The sequence below is a fragment of the Streptomyces sp. NPDC028711 genome, assembly GCF_055565415.1.
The window spans coordinates 145,935-171,038 of record NZ_JBVHUJ010000014.1; the positions used below are offsets into that span (position 1 = coordinate 145,935).

At 73.1% G+C, this 25,104-nt stretch carries 17 protein-coding genes, 1 tRNA gene and 1 pseudogene; 16 read left to right on the forward strand and 3 right to left on the reverse strand.

Annotated elements, in window-relative coordinates; genetic code table 11:
- The first annotated feature begins 91 nt into the window (after nt 1-91).
- The 14 genes and pseudogenes from ACZ4VK_RS33450 to ACZ4VK_RS33515 all read left to right on the forward strand — a co-directional run bounded on the left by ACZ4VK_RS33450 (nt 92) and on the right by ACZ4VK_RS33515 (nt 19,952).
- Nucleotides 92-2,492, forward strand: a pseudogene (locus ACZ4VK_RS33450) (sodium-translocating pyrophosphatase).
- A 117-nt stretch (nt 2,493-2,609) separates the two neighbouring features.
- Nucleotides 2,610-3,344, forward strand: a complete 735-nt coding sequence (locus tag ACZ4VK_RS33455) for a small secreted protein (RefSeq protein ID WP_468360601.1) — start codon at nt 2,610-2,612, stop codon at nt 3,342-3,344.
- Nucleotides 3,345-3,452: 108 nt separating this feature from the next.
- Nucleotides 3,453-5,003 (forward strand): DUF7059 domain-containing protein, encoded by a 1,551-nt coding sequence (locus ACZ4VK_RS33460; protein ID WP_468360604.1) that lies wholly within the window; start codon nt 3,453-3,455, stop codon nt 5,001-5,003.
- Entirely contained in the window at nt 5,000-6,004 is a 1,005-nt protein-coding gene (locus ACZ4VK_RS33465; protein ID WP_468360607.1) for an ArsR/SmtB family transcription factor, read from the forward strand. The genes ACZ4VK_RS33460 and ACZ4VK_RS33465 overlap by 4 nt, the downstream gene beginning before the upstream one ends.
- 115 nt (nt 6,005-6,119) lie before the next feature.
- Nucleotides 6,120-7,217 (forward strand): ABC transporter ATP-binding protein, encoded by a 1,098-nt coding sequence (locus ACZ4VK_RS33470; protein WP_468360610.1) that lies wholly within the window; start codon nt 6,120-6,122, stop codon nt 7,215-7,217.
- Nucleotides 7,214-8,008, forward strand: a complete 795-nt coding sequence (locus tag ACZ4VK_RS33475; protein WP_468360613.1) for an ABC transporter permease — start codon at nt 7,214-7,216, stop codon at nt 8,006-8,008. The genes ACZ4VK_RS33470 and ACZ4VK_RS33475 overlap by 4 nt, the downstream gene beginning before the upstream one ends.
- Before the next feature lie 87 nt (nt 8,009-8,095).
- The gene (locus ACZ4VK_RS33480; RefSeq protein WP_468360616.1) at nt 8,096-8,887 is read left to right on the forward strand and encodes an ABC transporter permease; all 792 of its coding nucleotides are present in this window, start codon (nt 8,096-8,098) and stop codon (nt 8,885-8,887) included.
- A 159-nt stretch (nt 8,888-9,046) separates the two neighbouring features.
- Nucleotides 9,047-9,244: a hypothetical protein gene (locus ACZ4VK_RS33485; RefSeq protein ID WP_468360618.1), complete on the forward strand. Its 198-nt coding sequence runs from the start codon at nt 9,047-9,049 to the stop codon at nt 9,242-9,244.
- Between the two features lie 227 nt (nt 9,245-9,471).
- Complete coding sequence (gene topA / locus ACZ4VK_RS33490; protein WP_468360621.1) at nt 9,472-12,324, forward strand: type I DNA topoisomerase; 2,853 nt, start codon at nt 9,472-9,474, stop codon at nt 12,322-12,324.
- Between the two features lie 129 nt (nt 12,325-12,453).
- Entirely contained in the window at nt 12,454-15,948 is a 3,495-nt protein-coding gene (tmk, locus tag ACZ4VK_RS33495; protein ID WP_468360624.1) for a dTMP kinase, read from the forward strand.
- A 108-nt stretch (nt 15,949-16,056) separates the two neighbouring features.
- Nucleotides 16,057-17,259 (forward strand): DNA polymerase III subunit delta', encoded by a 1,203-nt coding sequence (locus tag ACZ4VK_RS33500; protein ID WP_468360627.1) that lies wholly within the window; start codon nt 16,057-16,059, stop codon nt 17,257-17,259.
- A 64-nt stretch (nt 17,260-17,323) separates the two neighbouring features.
- Nucleotides 17,324-18,874, forward strand: a complete 1,551-nt coding sequence (locus tag ACZ4VK_RS33505; RefSeq protein WP_468360630.1) for an alpha/beta hydrolase — start codon at nt 17,324-17,326, stop codon at nt 18,872-18,874.
- A gap of 85 nt (nt 18,875-18,959) precedes the next feature.
- Nucleotides 18,960-19,033 (forward strand) — tRNA-Thr (locus ACZ4VK_RS33510).
- Nucleotides 19,034-19,247: 214 nt separating this feature from the next.
- Nucleotides 19,248-19,952 (forward strand): pyridoxamine 5'-phosphate oxidase family protein, encoded by a 705-nt coding sequence (locus tag ACZ4VK_RS33515; RefSeq protein ID WP_468360633.1) that lies wholly within the window; start codon nt 19,248-19,250, stop codon nt 19,950-19,952.
- Here the strand turns inward: ACZ4VK_RS33515 and ACZ4VK_RS33520 are convergent.
- A complete protein-coding gene (locus ACZ4VK_RS33520) occupies nt 19,900-20,499 on the reverse strand; it encodes a sigma factor-like helix-turn-helix DNA-binding protein (RefSeq protein WP_468360636.1) in 600 nt (199 codons plus the stop codon). The genes ACZ4VK_RS33515 and ACZ4VK_RS33520 overlap by 53 nt on opposite strands.
- Nucleotides 20,500-20,558: 59 nt before the next feature.
- A complete protein-coding gene (locus tag ACZ4VK_RS33525; RefSeq protein ID WP_468360639.1) occupies nt 20,559-20,951 on the reverse strand; it encodes a DUF6479 family protein in 393 nt (130 codons plus the stop codon).
- Nucleotides 20,952-21,102: 151 nt separating this feature from the next.
- On the opposite strand from ACZ4VK_RS33525, the gene ACZ4VK_RS33530 reads away from it, so the two are divergent.
- Entirely contained in the window at nt 21,103-21,612 is a 510-nt protein-coding gene (locus ACZ4VK_RS33530) for a SigE family RNA polymerase sigma factor (protein ID WP_468360642.1), read from the forward strand.
- Nucleotides 21,613-21,787: 175 nt separating this feature from the next.
- The gene (locus tag ACZ4VK_RS33535) at nt 21,788-23,095 is read left to right on the forward strand and encodes a hypothetical protein (protein WP_468360645.1); all 1,308 of its coding nucleotides are present in this window, start codon (nt 21,788-21,790) and stop codon (nt 23,093-23,095) included.
- A gap of 95 nt (nt 23,096-23,190) precedes the next feature.
- On the opposite strand, the gene ACZ4VK_RS33540 is transcribed toward ACZ4VK_RS33535, so the two are convergent.
- Nucleotides 23,191-24,882 (reverse strand): bifunctional 3'-5' exonuclease/DNA polymerase, encoded by a 1,692-nt coding sequence (locus ACZ4VK_RS33540; RefSeq protein ID WP_468360648.1) that lies wholly within the window; start codon nt 24,880-24,882, stop codon nt 23,191-23,193.
- Between the last annotated feature and the right edge of the window lie 222 nt (nt 24,883-25,104).

Sequence of the window (25,104 nt, forward strand, 5' to 3'; positions counted from 1 at the left end):
CCCATGGTTCGCTGGTTCCGATGGGTGCATCCGCGCGGGTGGACTCCGGCATCCCCGTATGTGCCGGTTCGTCTCCCTATGATCCGTCTCCATGGACCCCACTTCCCTCGCCGCGGCGGTGCTCACGAGCGGGAACCGGACGATCGTGATCGTCGTCGGCGGCGTCGCCCTCGCCGCGCTGGTCGTCGCGCGGCTCCTCGTCCGCCAGGTGCTCTCCGCCGGTGAGGGCACCGAGAGGATGCGGGAGATCGCCGCGGCCGTGCAGGAAGGGGCCAACGCCTACCTCGCGCGGCAGCTGCGGACCGTCGCCGTCTTCGCGGCCGTCGTCTTCTTCCTGCTGATGCTGCTGCCCGCGGACAACTGGTCGCAGCGCGCGGGACGCTCCCTGTTCTTCCTGGTCGGAGCGCTCTTCTCGGCGGTCACCGGGTACATCGGCATGCGGCTCGCCGTACGGGCCAACGTGCGGGTCGCCGCGGCGGCCAGGGAGGCCACCCCGGCGGCGGGCGAGCCGGAGAAGAGCCTCACCGAGGTCGCGCACCGGGCCATGCGGATCGCCTTCCGCACCGGCGGGGTCGTCGGCATGTGCACGGTCGGCCTCGGGCTGCTCGGCGCGGCCTGCGTCGTCCTCGTCTACGCCGCCGACGCGCCCAAGGTCCTCGAGGGATTCGGCCTTGGCGCCGCGCTCATCGCCATGTTCATGCGGGTGGGCGGCGGAATCTTCACCAAGGCCGCCGACGTCGGCGCCGACCTGGTCGGCAAGGTCGAGCAGGGCATCCCCGAGGACGATCCGCGCAACGCGGCCACGATCGCCGACAACGTGGGCGACAACGTCGGCGACTGCGCGGGCATGGCCGCCGACCTCTTCGAGTCGTACGCCGTGACCCTGGTCGCCGCGCTGATCCTCGGCAAGGCGGCCTTCGGCGATCACGGCCTCGCGTTCCCCCTGATCGTGCCCGCGATCGGCGTGGTCACCGCGGTCATCGGGATCTTCGCGGTCTCACCCCGGCGCGCCGACCGCGGCGGGATGACCGCGATCAACCGCGGGTTCCTCGTCTCGGCGGTGATCTCGCTCGTCGGGGTCGCCGTCGCCGCCTTCGTGTACCTGCCGTCCTCGTACGCCGAGCTCGAGGGCGTCACCGAGCCGGGCATCAACGACCACGCCGGCGACCCCCGGGTCCTCGCCCTGGTCGCCGTCGCCCTCGGCATCGTCCTCGCCGCCCTCATCCAGCAGCTCACCGGCTACTTCACGGAGACGAGCCGGCGGCCGGTCAGGGACATCGGCAAGTCCTCGCTCACCGGCCCCGCGACCGTCGTCCTCGCGGGCGTCGCCCTCGGTATGGAGTCCGCCGTCTACACGGCCCTCCTGATCGGCCTCACCGTCTACGGGGCGTTCCTGCTCGGCGGCGGCTCGATCATGCTGGCGCTCTTCGCGGTCGCCCTCGCCGGTACGGGGCTGCTCACCACGGTCGGCGTGATCGTCGCCATGGACACCTTCGGCCCGGTCGCCGACAACGCCCAGGGCATCGCGGAGATGTCCGGGGACGTCCGGGGCGCGGGAGCGCAGGTCCTCACCGACCTGGACGCCGTCGGCAACACGACCAAGGCCATCACCAAGGGCATCGCCATCGCCACCGCCGTCCTGGCCGCCTCGGCGCTGTTCGGCTCGTACCGGGACGCCATCGCGACCTCGATCGCCGAGGTCGGCGCGAGGGCGGACGAGCTGACGCTCTCCATGGACATCTCGCAGCCCAACAACCTCTTCGGTCTGATTCTCGGCGCGGCGGTCGTCTTCCTCTTCTCGGGGCTCGCGATCAACGCGGTGTCCCGGTCGGCGGGATCCGTGGTGTACGAGGTGCGGCGGCAGTTCCGTGAGCATCCCGGGATCATGAGCGGCACCGAGAAGCCCGAGTACGGGCGGGTCGTCGACATCTGCACCAAGGACGCGCTGCGCGAACTCGCCACGCCCGGGCTGCTCGCCGTGATGGCCCCGATCGCGGTCGGCTTCGCGCTCGGGGTCGGCGCCCTCGGCTCGTACCTCGCCGGAGCGATCGGCACGGGCGCGCTGATGGCGGTCTTCCTCGCCAACTCCGGTGGCGCCTGGGACAACGCGAAGAAGCTGGTCGAGGACGGGAACCACGGCGGCAAGGGCAGCGAGGCGCACGAGGCGACCGTCATCGGGGACACGGTCGGAGATCCCTTCAAGGACACGGCGGGTCCGGCGATCAACCCGCTCCTGAAGGTGATGAACCTGGTGGCGCTGCTGATCGCTCCGGCGGTCGTGCGGTTCAGCTACGGGGGCGACGCCAGCGCCGGGCTGCGGGCGGCGGTCGCGGGGATCGCGCTGGTGGTGGTCGTCGCCGCCGTACGGGTCTCCAAGAGGCGTTCCGTGACCGTCTCCTGACGAGGGATCGCCTGCCGTGGGGGGCTCCCTCGCGCGGGCTCCGCCGACGTGTCGTCCGTCTCATTCCCGCGTGTTTCAGGGGTGGGTGTGAGGTGTCTCCCTTGGTTCAAAAGACTGCAATCCGGGGCGAATCCGTCGTACGAAAGGTGGAAGTAGCCCGTTCGGCGTGTATGTTCCGGGGCCGAGAGCCTTGGAAGGGACCGATCCGGTGAACAAGAAGCTTGCGGCCGCACTGTCCGGCGGCGCGGTACTGGTGCTCGCGCTGTCCGGTTGCAGCGACGAGGGTGACAAGGTGGGTGACTGGGCGAAGACGTTCTGCGACCAGGCGAAGCCTCAGATCCAGAAGCGGGCCGACGCCCACCAGATCATCATTTCGACGGCCGCCGACAGCAAGCCGGCCGAGATCCAGGCCGCCGACTCGAAGGCGTTCCAGGACATCGCCAACGCCGACAGGGCGCTGGCGAAGGCCGTCGAGGGCGCCGGGGCCCCGCCCGTCGAGAACGGCCAGAAGATCCAGCAGGACGCGATCAAGGAGCTCAACGCCACCGCCGTGGCGTACGAGGGGCTCAAGAAGCAGGTCGACGCGCTGGACCCGACGAACCAGCAGAAGTTCGCGGACGGCCTCCAGGGCGTCGCCGACGGTCTGACCAGGATCGAGAAGATGGACCAGAACGCGCTGGCCAAGCTGGAGGAGGGCGAGCTGGGCCAGGCCATGGCCAAGCAGCCCGGCTGCCAGAAGCCCACGGCCTCGACCCCGCCGAAGGCCTCCGGCTCCGCCTCCCCGCAGCCCGGCTCCACGTCCTCGGACTCGAACAAGGGCTCCGACGCGGGCTCGGACATGGGCTCGGACACGGGCTCCGACGAGGGTTCGGACTCCGAGCCCTCGGGGAAGTCCTCGACCAAGCCGAGCAAGAAGACCTCGGCGAGCAAGAGCGCGGAGTAGGCGCGAGGAGCGCGGCGCCGCCCTCACCTTCGGCATCGGGGCCGTCGATCCGGCGGTCGCCGCCGGGTCGCCCGCCCCGATGTCGGTGGCGGCGGTCACAATGGGGTGGTGAGTACGACCAGCCTGTCCCCCCGCCTCCCGGTGCCCGCGCACGCCGCCCGTCTGCGCGAGGCTCTGCTCGCCGCCGACTTCACCGCCGACGGCCTGCTCGACCTGCTCGGCGCCCCGGCGTACGCGGCGCTCGCCCGCAGCGAGACCGTGCCCGCCCTGCGCGCCACCCGCGGCGACTCCCCGGTGGAGACCCTCGTCCGGCTCTTCCTCCTCCAGAAGGCCGTCGGGTACGAGCGGGCCGCCGCCGCGCTCCCGCTGGACGAGGCCCTCGCCGACGGCTGGGTGGTCCGCGAGGACGACACCGTGTCCGCGACGGTCGACGTCCGGCCGTACGGCGGGCCGGACGGCGAGGACTGGTTCATCGTCTCCGACCTGGGATGCGCCGTCGGCGGCGCCGGAGGCATCGGCAAGAAGGCCGAGGGCGTCGTCCTCGGCGTCGGCGGCGCCTCCACCACGCTCGCCGGCATCACCGTCCGTACGCCGGTGTCCTCCGCGCTCGACCTCGGCACCGGCTCCGGCATCCAGGCACTGCACGCCGCCCAGCACGCCACCCTGGTCACCGCGACCGACCTCAACCCGCGCGCCCTGGACTTCACCCGGCTGACGCTCGCCCTCTCCGGCGCCCGGGAGGCCGAGCTGCTCGCGGGCTCGCTGTTCGAGCCGGTCGACGGCGACACGTACGACCTGATCGTCTCCAACCCGCCGTTCGTGATCTCCCCCGGCGCCCGGCTCACCTACCGGGACGGCGGGATGGGCGGCGACGACCTGTGCCGCACGCTCGTGCAGCAGGCGGGCGAGCGGCTCAACGACGGCGGATACGCCCAGTTCCTCGCCAACTGGCAGCACGTCGAGGGCGAGGAGTGGCAGGAGCGGCTGCGGTCCTGGGTGCCCGCGGGCTGCGACGCCTGGATCGTGCAGCGCGAGGTCCAGGACGTCACCCAGTACGCCGAGCTGTGGCTGCGGGACAGCGGCGACCACCGCGGTGACCCGGACGAGTACCGGCTTGCTTACGGGCGCTGGCTCGACGAGTTCGAGGCCCGCAAGACCCGCGCGGTGGGCTTCGGCTGGATCACGATCCGGCGGAACGAGGCCGTGGCCTCGGGGGCCGTCGAGCCGTCCATCGTCATCGAGGAGTGGCCGCACCCCGTCGAGCAGCCCCTCGGGCCCACCGTCCTCGCCCACTTCGAGCGCCAGGACTATCTGCGCGCCCACGACGACGCCGCCCTCCTCGCCGACCGGTTCACGCTCGCTCCCGAGGTGGTGCAGGAGCAGGTCGGGCTGCCGGGCGCCGAGGACCCCGAGCACGTCGTGCTCCGGCAGAACCGGGGCATGCGCCGCGCCACCAAGGTCGACCACGTCGGCGCCGGGTTCGCCGGGGTGTGCGACGGCACCCTCAGCGCGGGCCGGATCCTGGACGCGATCGGTCAGCTGATGGGCGAGGACCCGGTCGTCCTGCGGGACCGCACCCCGCAGGCGATCCGGCTGCTCGTGGAGGAGGGCTTCCTGCTGCCCGCAGGGGAGGAGACGCCCGAGGAGCACGGCGCTTGATACGGATCGAGCTGGACGAGGCCTCGCTCGGGGCGACCCGGATCGCGATCAGTCCGCTGCGCGACGCCTTCTGCTCGATGCACCTCGCACTGCCGCGACGGCGCCCCTCCTGGCCGTACCAGGAGTGGGTCGGTCAGGCGCGGGAGGTGTGGCGGGACGACGACCGGCTCCGGCCGCTGTGGGACCTCTTCGCCGAAGGGCGGATCGACGTCTCCGACTTCCTGCTGCCCCGGCCCTTCGGCACGGTCCACGTCCACGAGGAGCTGGCCGCGCTGCGTGCCACCGACCCCGAGTTCGTCCGCGCCCAGGTGGCCGTCTGCTACCCGGGCATGGCCGACGCGCCCTTCGTACAGCCGTACCTGAAGGACCCGGAGGCGGCCTGCGCGGCGCTCGCCGACGCGTACGCGGCCTACTGGGAGGGCGCGATCGAGCCGTACTGGCCGACGATGCGGCGGCTCGTCGAGGACGAAGTGCTCGTCCGGGCCAGGACGTTCGCGACGGAGGGCGTCGACGCGCTGTTCGCCGGCCTGGAGACCCGGGGACGGTGGCGCCCGCCCGTGCTCGAACTGACCAAGCACATCGACGCCGCGTACGCGCCGGGGGAACGGCGGCTCGTCCTCGTGCCGCTGGTCTTCGCCGAGGGCTGCCGGCTGTACTCGACGGACGACCCCGAGGTCTTCGCGGTCAGCTTCCAGGCCCGGGGCGCCGGCGCGCTGCGCGAACCGCCCGAGCCCGTCGCCGAGGACCGGCTCGGACTGATGCTGGGCCGGGGCCGGGCGGCGGTCCTGCGCGAGCTCGGCGGGCCGCTGACCACGGCCGGGCTCGCCGACCGGCTGGGACTCGCGCCCAGCACGGTCTCCGAGCACCTGTCGGTCCTCTCCGAGGCCGGGGTGGTCACCCGGCACCGCGTCGGGCGTTCCGTGTACTACCAGCTGACGGACACCGGGCGTTCGCTGCTCGCGCTGCTCACCGGCGAGGACGTCCTCACGGCGGTCGCCTGACGAGAGGGCCCGCCCCGGCGATCCGGGGGCCCGAGACGGGAGGGCAGGGGCCCGACGATTCGGGGGCGCCCGAATCGATGGCCCGGCTCCTCCCGCGGCCCCTACCGTCCGGCGCATGCTCGCAATCGAGGCGGACGCGCTGCGCCGCACCTTCACCAGCAGGACCGGGTGGCGGAAGTCCCGGCGGACCGAGACGCAGGCCGTGCGGGGGGTCACCTTCGACGTGGCGCCGGGGGAACTGTTCGGCCTCCTCGGGCCGAACGGAGCCGGCAAGACCACCACGATCAAGATGCTGAACACCCTGCTCCTGCCGACCTCCGGCACGGCCCGGGTGTTCGGCCACGACGTGGCCCGTGACCCCGTGGCCGTACGCCGCCGCATCGGGTACGTCTTCGGCGGCGACCGGGGCCTGTACGACCGGCTCTCCGCACTCGACAACCTGCGCTACTTCGCCGAGCTGTACGGGGTCGAGGCCCGCGACCAGAAACGGCGCATCGCCGAACTCCTCGAAGCAGTGGGGCTCGTGGGGCGGGAGAGGGAGCGCGTCGAGGGGTACTCGCGCGGGATGCGGCAACGCCTCCACATCGCCCGCGGGCTGCTCCACCGCCCCGAGCTCCTCTTCCTCGACGAGCCGTCCATCGGCGTCGACCCCGTCGCCGCCCGCGACCTGCGCCGCACGGTCGGCGACCTGGCGGCGGCCGGTACGACCGTCCTCCTCACCACCCACTACATGGCGGAGGCGGACGAGCTCTGCGACCGGATCGCCGTCATCGCCGGCGGCCGGATCCGCGCGCTCGGCACCCCCGACAGCCTGAAGTCCCGTGTGCGGGAACGGGACGTGCTGGAGATCGAGGCCTACGGGGTGGACGAGGAGCGGCTCGACCGGCTGCGGCGGGTGCCGGGTGTGCGGGGCGTGTCCGCCGAGGACCGGGGCGCGCTCCAGACCGTCACGGTGCAGACCGGGCGCGGGGCCGCCGAGCTGCACGGGCCGGTCCTGGCCGCGCTCGACGGCGTGCGGATCGGCCGTGTCACCAGCCGCGAACCGTCCCTGGAGGACGCGTACATCGCGATCGTGGAGGAGGCGGCGACGGCTGCCGACGGCGCTGCGGAGGAGCCCGCTGCGGCGGAGGCCGGGGCTGCGGAGAAGGCTGCCGCGGATGAGGCGGATGAGGCTGCGGAGAAGGCCTCCGTGGGCGAGGTGGCGTCCGCGTGAACTCCCGTACCGCCGTACTCAAACGCGTTCCACGACTCGTCCTCGTCGGGGTGCGCACCCACGTCTCGTACATGTCGCGCTCCCCGATCGAGATCACCTTCGCCGTCCTCGTCCCGCTCGTCTACGCGACCCTCGCCGTCTATCTGTTCCGCGCCGCCGGGGACCCCGACCGGCTGCTCACCGCCTCCGTCGGGGCCGGACTCATGGGCATCTGGGGCTCCGTGCTCTTCGGCTCGGGCGGCGCGGTGCAGAACCAGCGCTGGCTCGGCACCCTGGAGACCCTGGTCGTCGCGCCGACACCGCTCGCCCTCGTCCTGCTGCCGATCACCCTCGCGACCGCCGTCATCGGCACGTACGCGATGGGCGCGACGGTCCTGTGGGGCGTGCTGCTCTTCGGCGTGCCGCTCGACTTCGCGCACCCGCTGCTCTTCCTGGTCGCCGTCCCGGTGTGCGTCCTCGCGCTCGGCATGACGGGGCTGCTGCTCGCCGCCACCTTCGTCCTGCTGCGCAACGCCAACGCGCTGGCCAACCCGCTCGACACCCCGGTCTGGCTGCTGTCCGGGCTGCTCGTCCCCGTCACCGTGCTGCCGGCCTGGACCCACCCGGTCTCCTGGGCGCTGCCCACGACCTGGGGCGCGCGGGCCGTGCACGCGGCGACCTCCGGCGGGGACGTGGTCGCACCGCTGTTCACCGCCGTCGCGCTCGGGGCCGGATACGCCCTCGCCGCCGTCCTCGTCCTCGGCCGTGTGGAGCGCAGGGCGCGCGCCGCCGCCACACTCGCCCTCGCCTGAGAACCCTCGCCCGAGACCCCTCGCCCGAGACCCCCCGAGAACCCTTCCCCGAAAGGCCAGAGAGACATGCTGAAGGGCCAGAGAGACATGTTCCGTTTCCTCGGCACCGCGCGGCTCGTCGTCGTCGGCGGCGCGATCTCCTACCGGGCCCTGTTCAACTGGACCACGCCGCCCATGTTCATCGGAACGCTGCTGGTCGGGCCGCTGCTCCAGGTTTTCTTCTTCGTCTACCTCGGCCGGGAACTCGGGGTCGCCGACGACCGTTTCCATCTCGTGGGGAACGCCGTCCTCGCAGCTTCCGCCTCCTGCGTGTACGGCGGCACGATGGCCGTCGCCAACGAGCGCCGGTACGGCACGCTCGGCGCCGTCCTGCTCTCGCCCCGGCACCGGGTCCCGCTGTGGATCGGACGAGCCGTCCCGTACGTCCTCAACGGGCTGTTCGTCAGTGCCTTCGTCCTCACCGCCGCCTCCCTCGTCCTCGGGCTGCCCGTGCCCGCCGGGGCGCTGCCCGGTCTTGGCCTGGTGCTGCTCGTCGCGGCGGGCGCCTGCTCGGCCTTCGGGCTCGCCCTGGGCGCGCTCGGGCTCCGCTTCCGTGACGTGTTCCTGGTGTCGAACGTGGCCAGTTCGACACTGCTCCTGCTGACCGGCGCCGCCGTGCCCCGGGAGACCCTGCCGGAGTGGATGCGTACCGCCGGTGAGCTGCTGCCGCTCACGCACGCGGCGGACGCGGCGCGCGGGCTGACCGCGGGCGGCGGTCTGGACCGGGCCCTGCTCGGGGCGGAGCTCGCGGTGGGCGCGGGCTGGGCACTGCTCGCCGTGGTCCTGCTCGGTGTCTTCGAGCGGGGCAGCCGGCGCCGGGCCACGCTCGACACGATGTGACGAAAGAGGAGGTGAGGGGCTGGTCACTACCGGCCATCTTCGTGAAACCGTTCGGGACGGCCCGCGTCGTTCACCCGGAATTCGCGCCCAGGACGCCCGGAGGTGTCAGCCTCGGCTCCGGGAGACGAACACCGCACGTGGACGGAACGGGGTACGGGCATGGAGAGCGGGCCGGCGATTTTCGCGGGGGCGGCGTTCACGCTGTTCGGAGGCGCGCTGCTGCTGTGGACCACCGTGCGGGCGCTGCACCGCGAGCCCGTCGCGTACGGGGTCGCTCCAGGGGCCGCGGTCGCGCTGACGAGCCTCTTCGGCACCGCCTCTCTCGTCCTCGGCGTCTGGTGCTTCGGCAGGCTCTGAACCCTCCGGCGCGGACGCCCCGCCCCGCCCGACCGGGACTCCGGGCGGCAGGAATGCCAAAACTCGGGTTACCGTTCGAGTGGCCGTTGCGGGCTTTCGCCGTTTGACACGGGGGCGGGTTGTACCGTCACACTCCGCAGCGACGGGAGCGTCACCGTCCGTGCCGCTGCCGTGCGTGCCAGCGCCGTACGTGCCAAGAGAGTGTCGATCCGGAGAGAAGAGCGAAGTTGTCCCCGACCAGCGAAGCCGCCCACGGCGGCCGCCGACTCGTCATCGTCGAGTCGCCTGCCAAGGCGAAGACGATCAAGGGTTACCTCGGCCCCGGCTACGTCGTCGAGGCGAGCGTCGGGCACATCCGAGACCTTCCCAGCGGCGCCGCCGAGGTGCCCGAGAAGTACACCGGTGAGGTGCGCCGCCTCGGAGTCGACGTCGAGCACGACTTCCAGCCCATCTACGTCGTCAACGCCGACAAGAAGGCGCAGGTCAGGAAGCTCAAGGAGCTTCTGGCCGAATCCGACGAGCTCTACCTCGCCACCGATGAGGACCGCGAGGGCGAGGCCATCGCGTGGCACCTCCAGGAAGTCCTGAAGCCCAAGGTCCCCGTCCACCGGATGGTCTTCCACGAGATCACCAAGGACGCGATCCGCGAGGCCGTCGCCAACCCGCGCGAGCTGAACCAGCGCATGGTCGACGCCCAGGAGACCCGCCGCATCCTCGACCGGCTGTACGGCTACGAGGTCTCGCCGGTCCTGTGGAAGAAGGTCATGCCGCGGCTCTCCGCCGGCCGCGTGCAGTCCGTCGCCACCCGGCTCGTCGTCGAGCGGGAGCGCGAGCGCATCGCCTTCCGTTCCGCCGAGTACTGGGACCTCACCGGCACCTTCGGCACCGGACGCTCCGGTGACGCCTCGGACCCGTCGCAGCTGGTCGCGCGCCTCGCGGCGGTCGACGGCAAGCGGGTCGCGCAGGGCCGTGACTTCGGTGCCGACGGACGGCTGAAGAGCGAGGCCGTACTCCACCTGGACGAGGCGAACGCCCGGGCGCTGGCCGCCGCGCTCGCCGACACCGCGTTCTCCGTGCGCTCGGTCGAGTCGAAGCCGTACCGCCGCTCCCCGTACGCCCCCTTCCGGACCACCACCCTCCAGCAGGAGGCGAGCCGCAAGCTGGGCTTCGGTGCGAAGGCGACCATGCAGGTGGCGCAGAAGCTGTACGAGAACGGCTTCATCACCTACATGCGTACGGACTCCACGATCCTGTCCGACACCGCCGTCGCGGCGGCGCGGGCGCAGGTCACGCAGTTGTACGGCGCCGACTACCTGCCGGAGAAGCCCCGCGTCTACGCGGGCAAGGTCAAGAACGCGCAGGAGGCGCACGAGGCGATTCGCCCTTCGGGTGATCGTTTCCGCACCCCGGCGGAGACCGGTCTGACCGGCGACCAGTTCCGGCTCTACGAGCTCATCTGGAAGCGGACCGTCGCCTCCCAGATGAAGGACGCGACCGGCAACTCCGTCACCGTGAAGATCGGCGGCCGCGCCGCCGACGGCCGTGACGCCGAGTTCAGCGCGTCCGGCAAGACGATCACCTTCCACGGCTTCATGAAGGCGTACGTCGAAGGCGCCGACGACCCGAACGCGGAGCTCGACGACCGCGAGCGGCGCCTGCCGCAGGTCGCCCAGGGCGACGCGCTGACCGCCGACGAGATCACCGCGGACGGCCACGCGACCAAGCCGCCCGCCCGCTACACCGAGGCCTCGCTCGTCAAGGAGCTCGAAGAGCGCGAGATCGGCCGCCCGTCGACGTACGCGTCGATCATCGGCACCATCCTCGACCGCGGCTACGTCTTCAAGAAGGGCACGGCGCTCGTGCCGTCCTTCCTGAGCTTCGCCGTCGTCAACCTCCTGGAGAAGCACTTCGGGCGGCTCGTCGACTACGACTTCACCGCGCGGATGGAGGACGACCTCGACCGCATCGCACGCGGCGAGGCCCAGTCCGTGCCGTGGCTGAAGCGCTTCTACTTCGGTGCCGAGGAGGGTACGGCCGCCTCCGGCGGTGCCGCGGACGCCGGGAACGGCGACGGCGACCACCTCGGTGGCCTCAAGGAACTCGTCACCGACCTCGGTGCCATCGACGCCCGCGAGATCTCCTCCTTCCCCGTCGGCAACGACATCGTGCTGCGCGTCGGCCGCTACGGCCCGTACGTCGAGCGCGGCGAGAAGGAGGCCGAGGGCCACCAGCGGGCCGACGTCCCCGAGGACCTCGCGCCCGACGAGCTGACCGTCGAGCTCGCCGAGGAGCTGCTCGCCAAGCCGAGCGGCGACTTCGAGCTGGGCGCCGACCCGGCCACCGGGCACCAGATCGTCGCGAAGGACGGCCGCTACGGCCCGTACGTCACCGAGATCCTGCCCGAGGGCACCCCGAAGACCGGCAAGAACGCGGTGAAGCCGCGCACGGCCTCCCTCTTCAAGTCGATGACCCTCGACACCGTCACCCTGGAGGACGCGCTCCGGCTGATGTCCCTGCCCCGGGTCGTCGGCACGGACGCCGAAGGCGTCGAGATCACCGCGCAGAACGGCCGCTACGGCCCGTACCTGAAGAAGGGCACGGACTCGCGGTCGCTCACCGACGAGGAGCAGCTCTTCACCATCACCCTCGAAGAGGCGCTCGCGATCTACGCCCAGCCCAAGCAGCGGGGCCGGGCCGCGGCCAAGCCGCCGCTGAAGGAGCTCGGTACCGACCCGGTCAGCGAGAAGCCCGTGGTCGTCAAGGACGGCCGCTTCGGCCCGTACGTGACGGACGGCGAGACCAACGCCACCCTGCGGACCGACGACAGCGTGGAGACGATCACGCCGGAGCGCGGGTACGAGCTCCTCGCCGAGAAGCGGGCCAAGGGACCGGCGAAGAAGACCGCCAAGAAGGCCCCGGCCAAGAAGACCACCACGGCCAAGAAGACGACCACCGCGAAGAAGACGGCCACGAAGACGGCGGCGAAGAAGACCACCGCCGCCAAGACCACGGCCGCGAAGAAGACGGCGGCGAAGAAGACGACCGCCGCCAAGAAGACCGCGGCGGCGAAGCCGGAGTAGTCCTCCTGGGACCGTGAAAGGTGGGGTGGAGGCCGTGTGCCTCCACCCCGTCGTTCGTCCTGTCACAGGCTCGTCCGGATGTTCGGGCGCGGGCCGCGGCGGGCGAGGCCGTCCGGATAGGGTGGACGGATGACGCGAGCAGAGCAGCCAGACCGCCTCGGCGATTCCGACGCCGCACTCGTCGCGGATTCCCGGGAGCGTGCCGTACGCGCCCTGTTGCGCCATCAGCCGCTGCGCCGGCTGTGGAGCGCGCACCTCGCCGGCAGCACGGCCGACGCCCTCGCTCTCCTGGTCCTCGTCCTCCTCGGCCTCCAGGCGGCCGTCTCCGAGGGCGCGCTCGGCGGGGGTGAGCGGGGTGCGGCGTTCGCCGTGGCCGCCGTCGTCGGCACGCGCCTCCTTGCCTCGGTCCTCTTCGGGGCGGTCCTCCTCGGACCGCTGACCGCGCTCACCGGGCCCGGCGGCGCGCTCGACCGGCGCTGGACCATGATCGGCGCCGACGGCGTCCGGCTCGCGCTGCTCGTCATCGCACCCCTGTGGATCGACTGGACCCCCGGCAGCGCCCTCTGGTACCTGCTCGGCACCGTCTTCGTCTCCGGCGCCGCCGAGCGCCTCTGGACGATCAGCCGCGAAGGCGCCGCCCCCGCGCTGCTGCCCGCGCCGCCGATCGAGGGCGGAGCCGTACGGCCGCTGCCCGACCACCTCGGCGCGCTGCGCCGGCTCTCCCAGCGCACCGGCTTCCTCGCCGTCCCGGCCGCCGCCGCCGTGCTGCTCGTCGCCACCCTCGTCGGCAACCTACTCGGCGCCGGACTCGACTGGTTCTCGCAGCACCAGGCCGCCCTCGGCTCGTACGTCGCCGCCGGACTCTTCGCCGCCTCCGTCACCGTCCTGTACGCGATGACGCTGCCCGGCGGGGAGACGCCGAGGCCCCGTTCGCCCCTGGAGGGCCTGCGCCGGCCCGCGGCCGAGAAGGGCCGCACCGGGGCCCTGAAGCCGCTGGTCCTGACCTGCGCCACCGTCGCCGGGGCCATCGCCGCCGCCGCCTCCGTCGCCGTCCTCCACGCCTTCGACCTGGGCGGCGGACCCGTCACCTACGCCCTGCTCATCCTCGCGCTCAGCGGCGCCACCGCCGTCGGCATCCGCACCGCGGGCTCCGTCCTGCCCGTGCTGTCCCGTCGCCGGCTGCTCGCCTTCGCGACCGCCGTCACCGGGGTCGCCCTGATCGCGATGGGCCTGGTGCCGGACACGGCGACCGTGCTGTTCCTCGCCGTCCTCGCCGGATACGCGGCCGGAGTCGCCGCGAACACCGGCCACACCCTCGTCGACCAGGAGACCGAGGAGCCCCGCAGGGACCGGACCACCGAGCACCTCCAGGCCTCCGCCCGCGTCGGCATGGCCATCGGCGCGCTCGCCGCCCCGCTGCTCGCCGCCGCGATCGGCCCGCACCGCCTCGCCTCCGGCGACCTCGTCCTCGCGCACGGCGGCGCCGCCTTCACGCTCGCGCTGATCGGCGCCCTGCTGCTGCCCGTCGCCGCGCTCGTCCTCGCGAAGACCGACGACCGGGCGGGCGTCCCGCTCCGCCGCGACCTGCGCGACGCGCTGCGCGGCTCCGACCCGGCGCAGGCGCCCTCCGCGACCGGCTTCTTCATCGCCCTCGAGGGCGGCGACGGCGCCGGCAAGTCCACCCAGATCGAGGCCCTCGCCGAGTGGATCCGCGCCAAGGGCCACGAGGTCGTCGTCACCCGCGAACCCGGCGCCACCCCGATCGGCAAGCGGCTCCGCTCGATCCTCCTCGACGTGTCGTCGGCGGGGCTCTCGAACCGCGCCGAGGCCCTGCTGTACGCGGCCGACCGCGCCGAACACGTCGACTCCCTGGTCCGGCCCGCCCTGGAGCGGGGCGCCATCGTCCTCTCCGACCGGTACATCGACTCGTCGGTGGCCTACCAGGGCGCCGGCCGTGACCTGTCCCCGACCGAGATCTCCCGCATCTCGCGCTGGGCCACCGACGGACTCGTACCGCACCTGACCGTCGTCCTCGACGTCTCCCCGGAGACCGCGCGGGAACGCTTCACCGAGGCACCCGACCGCCTGGAGTCCGAGCCGCCCGAGTTCCACGCGCGCGTACGGGCCGGATTCCTCGCCCTCGCCGCCGCCGACCCCAGCCGCTACCTCGTCGTCGACGCCGGCCAGGAGCCCGAGGCCGTCACCACCGTCGTACGCCACCGGCTCGACCGGATGCTGCCGCTCTCCGAGGCCGAGGTGAAGGCCGTCGAGGAGGCCCGCCGCAAGGCCGAGGAGGAGGCGCGCCGCCGGGCGGAGGAGGAAGCGGCCCGCAAGGCGGAGGAGGAGCGTCTGGAGCGCGAGCGCCAGGAGCAGCTCGCCAAGCTCCGCGCCGAGGAGGAGGAGCGCAAGCGGCGCGAGGAGGAGGAGGCGCGCCGCCTCGAGGCCGAACGGCAGGCGGAGGAGGCCCGGCGGAAGGCCGAGGAGGCCAGGCTCGCCGCCGAGGCCGCCGCCGAGGAGGAGCGCAGGAGGCTCGCCGCCGAGGAGAAGGCCCGCCAGGAGGAGCAGGAACGACTCCGCAAGGAGGCCGAGGAGGAGGCCCGGCTGCGGGCCGAGGCGGAGGAACGCCGCCTGGAGAAGCAGCGCAAGGCGGAGGAGGCCCTGCTCCGGGCCGAGGAGGCCCGCCGGACGGCCGAGGCCGCCGCGGCCGCGAAGGCGGCGGAGGAAGCAGCGGCGAAGGCCGCAGCGGAGAAGGTCGCGGCCGAGGCAGCCGCCAAGGCCGCGGCGGAGCGCGCGGCGGCCGAACGGGCCGCCGCCGAGCAGGCCGCTGCGCAGCGGGCCGAGGCGGCGAAGGCGGCCCGGGAGCGGGCCGCGGCCGAGAAGAAGGCGGTGGAGCAGGCCGCTGCGGCGAAGGTGGCCGCCGAGGAGAAGGCGGCTGCCGAGCGGGCGGTGGCGGAGAAGGCCGCCGTCGAGCGGGCCGCGGCCGAGCGGGTGGCGGCCGAGAAGGCGGCTGCCGAGAAGGCCGCTGAGCAGGCCGCTCGCGCCGCGCGTGCGGCCGAGGAGTCCGCGAACGAGGTCACGGTCGCTACCCCGATCGTGAAGCCGGATCTCTCGAAGCCGGACCTGTCGAAGCCGGATCTCTCGAAGCCGGATCCGCGCAAGGGCTCGCGTACGGACCCGCGTGCCGACCCGCGTACCGACCTCCGTGCCGACGACGCGCCCACCGTCTCGCCCGACGAGGTCACCGTGGCCACGCCGATCGTGAAGGTTCCGGAGCCGGAGGCCGAGACGGCCGTCCTGCCCCAGGTCCGTGAGACGCGCGGCGCCGACGAGACCGCCGTCCTGCCCCCCGTACGGGACACCGAGGAGACCGCCGTCCTTCCTCCCGTACGGGACACCCCGGCGTCCGACCCCGCCGACCGGGTGCCGCAGGGCATCTTCCGGGACGCGCGGGAGGATCGGCACGGCGCCAACGACCGGACCCGTGAGCTGCCCCAGCTCGACGAGAACGGCCGGCCGCGCCACCGCTCCGACTGGGCCGAGGAGACCCCGCTCGACGACCTGCCGACGCTGGCGGACGAGCTGTTCGGACCGCACGACCACGAGGGCCCGCGGGGCCGCCGCTGACCCCCGCCGGGGGCGGCCAGGCGCTCCCGGGGCGTGCCCCTCCGCCGTCCGGCGGGGCTTGTCAGAGGACTGCCCCACAATGGAGGGCGTACCTGAGGAGGGGCAGACATGGCCGTATGGGACGACCTGGTCGGACAGACGCGCGTCGAGGAGCAGCTCGCCGCCGCCGCGCGGGACGCCGACGCGTTCGTCACGGCCCATGCGGCAGGAGAGCCCGAGCCCGAGGCCTCGCAGATGACCCACGCCTGGCTCTTCACCGGTCCGCCGGGATCCGGGGTGAAGACCGCGGCGCGGGCGTTCGCCGCCGCGCTGCAGTGCGTGAGCCCCGACCGGGCGCTCGGCGGCGCGCCGGGCTGCGGGTTCTGCACCGGCTGCCACACGGCACTGGTCGGCACCCACGCCGACATCACCACCGTCACCGCCGTCGGCGCCGTGGTCCGGGTCGAGGACATGCGCGACACCGTCCGCAAGTCCTACACCGCGCCGGCGAACGGCCGCTGGCAGGTCATCCTCGTGGCCGACGCCGAGCGGTTGAACGAGAAGTCGGCCAACGCGGTCCTGAAGGCCGTGGAGGAGCCCGCCCCCCGCACCGTCTGGCTGCTCTGCGCGTCCTCGATCGAGGACGTGCTGCCCACGATCCGCTCCCGCTGCCGCCACCTGAACCTCCGTACGCCCCCGGTGGACGCGGTCGCCGACGTGCTCGTACGGCGCGACGGCATCGAACCGGAGACGGCGTACGCCGCCGCCCGGGCCACCCAGGGGCACATCGACCGGGCCCGGCGGCTCGCCACCGACGAGCGGGCCCGTGCGCGCAGAGCCGCCGTCCTCAAGGTGCCGCTGCGGATCGACGACGTCGGCGGCTGTCTGAAAGCGGCCCAGGAGCTGATCGACACGGCGACGGATGACGCGAACCAGGTGGCGGAGGAGGCCGATACCAAGGAGACGGAGGAGCTGAAGGCGGCTCTCGGCGTGGGCCCCGGCGGGCGGCTGCCGCGCGGCACGGCCGGGGTGATGAAGGACCTGGAGGCGGACCAGAAGCGGCGGAAGAAGCGGACGCAGATCGACAGCCTGGACCTCGCGCTCAGCGACCTGACCGGCTTCTACCGCGATGTCCTCGCCCTCCAGCTGCGCTCGCGCTCGGACATCGCCAACACGGACGTGCGGGACGCGCTCGAGCGGATCGCCCGCGCCACCACCCCGGAGCGGACCCTCCGCCGTATCGAGGCGATCCTGGCCTGCCGCGAGGCCCTCGAACGGAACGTGGCACCGCTGCTCGCGGTGGAGGCCATGACCCTGGCGCTGCGGGGCTGACCGGCGACAGGGGGGAGACGGCACGATTGGACACGATGTGTGCCGGTCCCGATACGCTCCGGGGATGGACTCCAGGCGCTTGCTCCGTACGTCCGCCACGGCCCTCGCGGCCGCCGGACTGATCCTCTCCGGCTGCACGGGGGGAGGCGACGCGGCGGCGTCCCGCACCACGGCGGCCCGTTCCGCCCCGTCGGCCTCACCGGACGCCGAGGCGCTGAGGAAGTTCTACGACCAGAAACTGACGTGGCGTGACTGCGGAGTCGCGGGCTTCCAGTGCGCCACCCTGCGCGCCCCGCTCGACTACGCGAAGCCGGACGGGGACGAGATCAAGCTGGCCGTCTCCCGCGTCCGGGCGACCGGTCCCGGCAAGCGGCTCGGTTCGCTCCTCGTCAACCCGGGCGGCCCCGGCGGCTCCGCCGTCGGCTACCTCCAGGGGTACGCGGGCATCGGCTACCCCGCACCGGTCCGCGCCCGCTACGACATGGTGGCCGTGGACCCGCGCGGAGTCGCCCGCAGCGAGCCCGTCGAGTGTCTGACGGGCCCGCGGATGGACACGTACACGCAGGTCGACCAGACCCCCGACGACACCTCGGAGGTCACCGCGCTGAGCGCCGCCTTCAAGGAGTTCGCGGCGGGCTGTGAGAAGCGCTCGGGGAAGATCCTGCCGCACGTCTCCACCGTCGAGACGGCCCGTGACATGGACGTCCTGCGGGCGGTGCTCGGCGACGCGAAGCTCAGTTACGTGGGGGCGTCGTACGGCACGTTCCTCGGCGCCACCTACGCGGAACTCTTCCCGGACCGGGTCGGCCGCCTCGTCCTCGACGGGGCGATGGACCCCTCGCTGCCGGCGATCGACCTGAACCGCGACCAGACCGCCGGCTTCGAGACCTCCTTCCGGGCCTTCGCCGCCGACTGCGTCCGCCAGCCGGACTGCCCCCTGGGCACCGGCTCGGTCGAGGCGGCCGGCGAGGCGCTGAAGAAGTTCTTCCGCGACGTGGACGCCGAGCCCGTTCCCACCGGCGAGAGCCGTCCGCTAGGCGAGTCGCTCGCCACCACCGGCGTGATCGCGGCGATGTACGACGAGGGCGCCTGGCCCCAGCTGCGCGAGGCCCTGACCCGGGCGATCGGCGGCGAGGGCTCGGGCCTCCTCGCGCTGGCCGACAGCTACTACGAGCGCGAGGCGGACGGCACGTACGCCAACCTCATGTCCGCCAACGCCGCCGTGAACTGCCTGGACCTGCCGCCCGCCTACACGGGCCCCGCCGACGTCCAGAAGGCGGTCCCGTCCTTCGAGAAGGCGTCCCCGGTCTTCGGCAGGGGCCTCGCCTGGGCGGCCCTCAACTGCACCTCCTGGCCGGCCGAGCCCACCGGCCGCCCCCACCGCATCACCGCCGAGGGCGCCGCCCCGATCCTGGTCGTCGGCACCACCCGCGACCCGGCCACACCGTACAAGTGGGCCCAGTCCCTCGCCGGCCAGCTCTCCTCCGGCACCCTCCTGACCTACGAGGGCGACGGCCACACGGCGTACGGCCGGGGCAGCGACTGCATCGACACGGCGATCAACACCTACCTCCTGGAAGGCACGCCTCCGCAAGACGGAAAGCGCTGCTCATAGCCATGATCCGGGGGTGGTCGGAGCACCCCCGGAAACTGTGTAGACTTGGCGGCGCTGCTGCACCCAACATGGGTCTGCACGGCAAGCCGCCTTAGCTCAGTTGGCCAGAGCAACGCACTCGTAATGCGTAGGTCTCGGGTTCGAATCCCGAAGGCGGCTCGGAATTACCCCAGGACTCACTCGCCGTGACCTGGGGTTTTTTCATGCCCGGACGGGTGTGGTTCGTGTGGTCGGAACGCCGTGGGCGGGGGAGCGGCGGGGGCCGACTCCCTTGGTGTGCGCCGTCGTTCCGACAGGTGGGCGGTGGTGGCGGGGGTGGGGTGGAACGCCGTACAACTCCACCTGCAACCGGTTCGCGGAACGAGAGGGCAGCATGAGCAGCACCACAGAAGCCACCGGCGGGCCGACGGGTGAGGGGGAGCTTGTCGTCACCGGGCGGACCCGGCTGCGGCGGATGCGGGAGAAGGGGAGCCACCGGCGGGCCGATCTGGACGCCGTGCTCGCGGCTGGTTTTCTCTGTCACCTGGGCGTTCCCGTCGACGGTACGACGATGGTCGTGCCCACCGCGTACGGCGTGGACGGCGACGCGCTCTACCTCCACGGCTCCGTCGCCAGCCGCAGCCTGGTCCAGGCGCCCGACACCACCGTCTGCGTCACGGTCACCCATGTCGACGGGCTCGTCCTCGCCCGCTCCGTCTTCGAGCACGGGGTCAACTACCGCTGCGCGATGGTCTACGGCATACCCCGGCTCGTGACCGACCCCGAGGAGAAGCTGCGCGGTCTTCGGGCGCTCACCGAGCAGAGCTCCCCGGGGCAGTGGGAGTACGTGCGGCAGCCCAGCCGCAAGGAACTGGCCGCGACCGCCGTCCTCGCGCTCGATCTCACCGAGGCCTCGGTGAAGACGCGGAGCGGCCCGCCCGACGACGGCGACTCCGAGGACGCGGCGCTCGGTCTCTGGGCAGGCGTGCTGCCCGTGGTGACCACCTTCGGCGAGCCGGTCACCGACCCCGTGCTTCCTCCGGACCTCACGCCGCCCGCCCATGTGGCCTCGCGTGCGGGGCGGGTCCTGGGGGAGTGACCTCACGCTGTCGCTCCGGATCCCGCTCGGGCATCTCCTCGGCCGCCTGCAGCCGGTGCCGGGCCCGGGCGGCGAGCCGGCGGGCCGCCACCGGGGTGTGGCCCAGGGCGGGGGCGATCTGCTCGTAGGGGACCTCGAACTCGTCGTGCAGGACGAACGCCAGCCGCTCCGGGGGCGTCAGGCCGGGGGTCAGCCGGTCGAGGGGTGCCCGGGGGCGCGGGCGCTCTGCCGTGGATCTCTCCGCGTCCTGTGCGACCCGTGGGTCCTGTGCGTCCTGTGCGTCCTGTGGTTTCTGTGGTTCCTGTGCGGCGGCCCATGGGTCCCAGGAGCGGGCGCGGTGCGCCTCCCGGGCCCGGAGCCGGGTCAGGCATTCCCTCGCCACGGCGGTCGTCGGATCGTCCGGCCGGTGCCAGGCACTCCTCGCGTCCTCCACCGCCTCGTCCGCCTCGGGGAACGTGCCCAGCAGGCGGTGCGCCATCGCCCGCAGCAGCGGGCGACGGCGCTCGAAGACGGCGTCGGGGCCGGTGGAGCCGTGTTCGTCAGCCACGGGATACGACCTCCGTCAGGCAGGTGTCTCGGCCGGTCTCCGCCCGGCAGGTGCCTCGGTCAGTCGCCGTGGCCCGTGCCTCCGCTTCCGAAGCCTCCGCTGGAGATCCCGCCCCACTTGCGCTTCTCCTCGGACGGCGGGTCGGGTGACGTCTCCGTACCCGACGTACCCGCGTTCTTGAGCTGGTACGGCATGAGCCGGTGTTCGCCGTCCGTCTGCGGCATCTCGGCGGGCCTGCGGTACTCGGACACCTCACCGGGCGGCCGCTCGGTCTCCGGCCGGTGCGGCTGTTCGTCCGGCTTGGGCGGACGCGACTCGCGGTCACGGACCCGGAACCCGAGCCACACGGCCGCGATCAGGACGAAGACGACGACGAGCCCGGCGAGGAACTGCCCGAGGCCTGACTGCCAGACCCCCGCGGCCATGGTCTGGGCTGCGCTGAGAGTGTTCATACAAGGGGATTACCCGATTCCACTTCTTTGGATGCGTCGGGCGGGGCTCCTCGAAAAATTATTGAACAGGCGCTGAAACATTTGCCTCCCCCCACCGCGTCAATGAGGTGTACGGCGACCACACCCCGTGACCGCGAGGGAAAGGAGGGGCATGAGAAAGTCCCGCGCGGACGAGTTCCAGGAGTTCGCCTCCGCACGCACGGGCCATCTGTTCCGCTCGGCATGCCTGCTGACCAGCGGGGACACCCATCTCGCCGAAGACCTCACCCAGGAGACGCTCGGCCGCATGTACGCCCTGTGGGGCCGCATGGCACGGATCGGCAACCCCGCCGCGTACGCCCAGACCGTGCTCGTCCGCACGTTCCTCAGCCACCGGCGCCGCCGCTCCGCCACCGAGCGCCCGCTCGGCGAACTGCCCGACCGCGCCCCCGACACCGGCGAGGACCCGGCGCTCCGGATCGCACTGCTCGACGCGCTGGCCGGACTCGCACCCAAGGACCGGGCGGTCGTGGTGCTGCGGTACTGGGAGGACCGCAGCATCGAGGAGACCGCCGACGCCCTGCACGTCAGCTCCGCGGCGGTACGCACCCGCTCCGTGCGGGCGCTCGGGAAGCTGCGGCAGCGGCTCGGCGGGAGCCTCACGGAGTTCGCCACCCGCTGACGGCATCCGCGTGCTGATGGTTTCCCGCGCCTGCCGACCGCTCCCCTGCTTGCTGACAGACCCCACGCCCGCCGGCGGTTCCCCGCCTGCCGGTGCCTCCCACGCCCGCTGACAGTTCCCACGCCTGTCGGCAGCCCTTCTGCCATCCACCACGACCGGAGACGGTGAATTCGACATGCCCCAGAACGCAGACCCCCAGCACGAGGGATTCGAGGAGGAGCTCGGCGCGGTCCTGCGCCGCGCCGGCGACGGTTTCGCCGTCGACGACCGGCGCGAGCTGGTCGCCGGCGGGCTCCAGCGCGGCCGGCGCCGCTTGGTCCGCCGCCGCCTCGCGGTGACCGGCGGCGTCCTCGCGCTCGCCGCCGTCGGCATCGGCGGGGCGTACGGCGGCTCGCTGCTCTCGCCCGCCGCCGGGCCCGACCAGGTCTCCGTGGCCGCCGGCCCCAAGACCCCCAAGCCGACCTCCGCCACGGAGCAGCCCGCGTCCACGACGAAGAAGCCCCCCCAGGCCCAGATCCCGGTCAAGGACCTCGCCGCCGTCCTCAAGGCCCACACCCCCGCGGGAACCTGGGAGATCGACGACCTCGACGGCAAGGGCCAGTCCGTCCGGGGCGTCTACGACGACGGCAAGGGCAAGGCGGGCGTCACCGTCGGTCTCTACCGTGCCTCCGGCACCGGCGAGGCGGGCGCCGACCAGGTGACCTGCCCCTCGAAGGCCCTCGTCCCCCACGACGGCTGCGTGAGCGAGCGCCTGCCGAACGGGGCACGGCTCATGGTCCTCCAGGGGTACGAGTACCCCGACAAGCGTGAGGAGACCAAGCTGTGGCGGGCGGTCCTGCTCACCAAGGACGGCTTCCTCGTCGACGCGAGCGAGTACAACGCCGCCGCCGAGAAGGGCGCCGCGATCAGCCGCGAGAACCCGCCCTTCAGCCCCGCCCAGCTGAAGGCCCTGGTCACCACCGACGCCTGGCGCCCGTACCTGAAGCAGCTCCCCGTCGAGCCGAAGACGAAGAGGCCCGGCGGCGCCGACGTCCCGCAGCCGCCCGCCCAGCCCAGCGGAGCCGCCATGCAGGCAGCCCTGCGCTCCCTCCTCCCCCAGGGCCTCACCGTCGTCGACAAGGGAGCGGGCGACGGCCACGCCTTCGCCGTCGTCGACGACGGCAAGGGGAAGAGCTTCGTCGGGGTCAACGTCCAGCCGGACATGTCCGACGTGAGGGGCGAGCTCTTCGGCAGCGGGGACGTCACCACGCTGCCCGACGGCCGCCTGGTCAAGCTCACCCAGCAGCCCGGTGAGAAGGGCGGCGCGGGTGTCGTCTGGTGGACCGCGGACACCATCACGCCGGACGGCTTCCGGGTCGTCGTCTCCGCCTTCAACACCGGCGCCCAGCACGAGGCCGCCACGCGCGCCGAGCCCGCGCTGACGATGGAGCAGCTGAAGACGCTCGCGCTGAGCCCCAAGTGGCAGAAGCTGCCGCTGAAGTAGGCGAGTAGTCGATCGACGGGGGAGACGCGGCGGTACGGGGGGGGCGGGCGCCCACCACCCGTACCGCCCGCCGCCATGTCCGGCGCGCGGCGCCCCTACTTCGCGTCCGCGTACCGCTCGACCGTGGCCGTCGTGAACGGGAACCGCACCGGTGTCTCCCCGAACGCGATCCGCCCCGCCTCGTCCCCGGCGCCCCGGATCGCCTCCGTGACCGCCTCCGTCTCCTCCGCCGGGCAGTGCACGATCACCTCGTCGTGCTGGAAGAACACCAGCTCCGCCCGCATCCCCGCAAGGGACCGCCGCAGCGCCGCCAGCATCAGCAGCGCCCAGTCGGCCGCGCTGCCCTGCACCACGAAGTTACGGGTGAACCGGCCCCGCGCCCGCGCGTTCCCCGAGGCGTACCCGGGGACGAACTCGCCCTCCTCCGCCGCCGGTTCACCGCCCTCCTGCGGCAGGCCCGCCTCCTCGTCCTCGCCCGCGCCGACCGCCCGGGGGCTGGTTCTCCCCAGCCAGGTCCGCACGAGCCGGCCCTCCTCGCCCGCCTTCGCCGCGTCGTCGACATACGCCACCGCGCGCGGGAAGCGGCGTCGCAGCGCCGCCAGGTTCTTCAGGCCGTCACCGCTCGTCTGCCCGTAGATCGCGCCGAGGAGCGCGATCTTGGCGTGGTCGCGGTCGCCGGAGAAGGCCCGGTCCGAGAGGCGGGTGTAGAGGTCGTCGGGGTGCCCCGCCACCTCCATCAGGCCGGGGTCCCGGGAGATCGCGGCCAGCACCCGCGGCTCCATCTGGTCGGCGTCGGCCACCACCAGGCGCCAGCCCGGATCCGCGACCACCGCTTGCCGGATCACCTTCGGGATCTGCAGGGCCCCGCCGCCGTTGGTCGTCCAGCGCCCGCTGACCGTGCCCCCAGGCAGGTACTCCGGCCGGAAACGCCCGTCCCGCACCCAGTCCTGGAGCCACGACCAGCCGTGCGCCGTCCAGATCCGGTACAGCTTCTTGTACGCGATCAGCGGCTTCACCGCCGGATGGTCCAGCTCCTCGAGCTCCCAGCGGCGCGTGGATCTCAGCCGGACACCGGCCTGCGCGAAGGCCTTCACCACGTCGGCGGGCAGGTCCGGCCGGACCCGGCGGCCGAAGGCCGCGGACACCTCGTCTGCCAGCTCCGCGAGACGGCGCGGCTCGCCACCGCCCGCGTACCGCTCGCCGAGCAGCTCGTGCAGCAGGTCCCGGTGCACGTCCGCCCGCCACGGCAGCCCCGACCGGTGCATCTCGGCCGCCACCAGCATCCCCGCCGACTCGGCGGCCGTGAGCAGCCGCATCCTGCCCGGGTGCTCCGCCCGGTCGTGGCGGCGCAGCTGCTCGGCGTAGACCGCGAGGAGACCGTCGAAGGGGACGGAGACCACCGGCCTCGGCTCGAAGAGCGAATCCTGCGAACCGGGCTCGGCAACGCGCTGCGGCGGATCGGGCGGCACCGGGCCGTTCCGCAGGCGCGCCAGGGCCGCCGCCGCCGAACGCGGTTCGCCGAGCCGGCCCTCGTGGCCCAGGAGCAGCTGCTCCGCGTCCTCCATGTCGTAACACCGCTCGACCCGCACTCCGGCGGCGAGCAGCCGGGGATACACCTCGGGCGTCGACCGCCACACCCAGCGGGTCACCTCGGGCCGCGCCCGCACGGCCTCGACCAGGTCCGGTTCGCGCCGCACCTCGGCCGCGGGCAGCCCGTCCGGGCCGAGGGGGACGAGCAGCGCCCCGTCCCCCTCGGCCTCGGCCGCCAGCGCCCACCTCTCGCTCATGGGTACGAGTCTGGCACCCCCCACTGACAGCGCCCGGGAGCCGAGCCGCGCGGCCTGGCGCCGCTGGAGTCGCGGCCCGGACTGCCCTGCGTACGGCGCCCCGGAGGCGCGGCTTCCGACGTGGGCGCCCACCTGGCGGGCCGGGTCCGGGGATGGCTCAGCGCCGTGGTCCGGTTGTGCCCACCCGTTCCGCCCTTGCGGAACAGATGCCCACAACCTGGG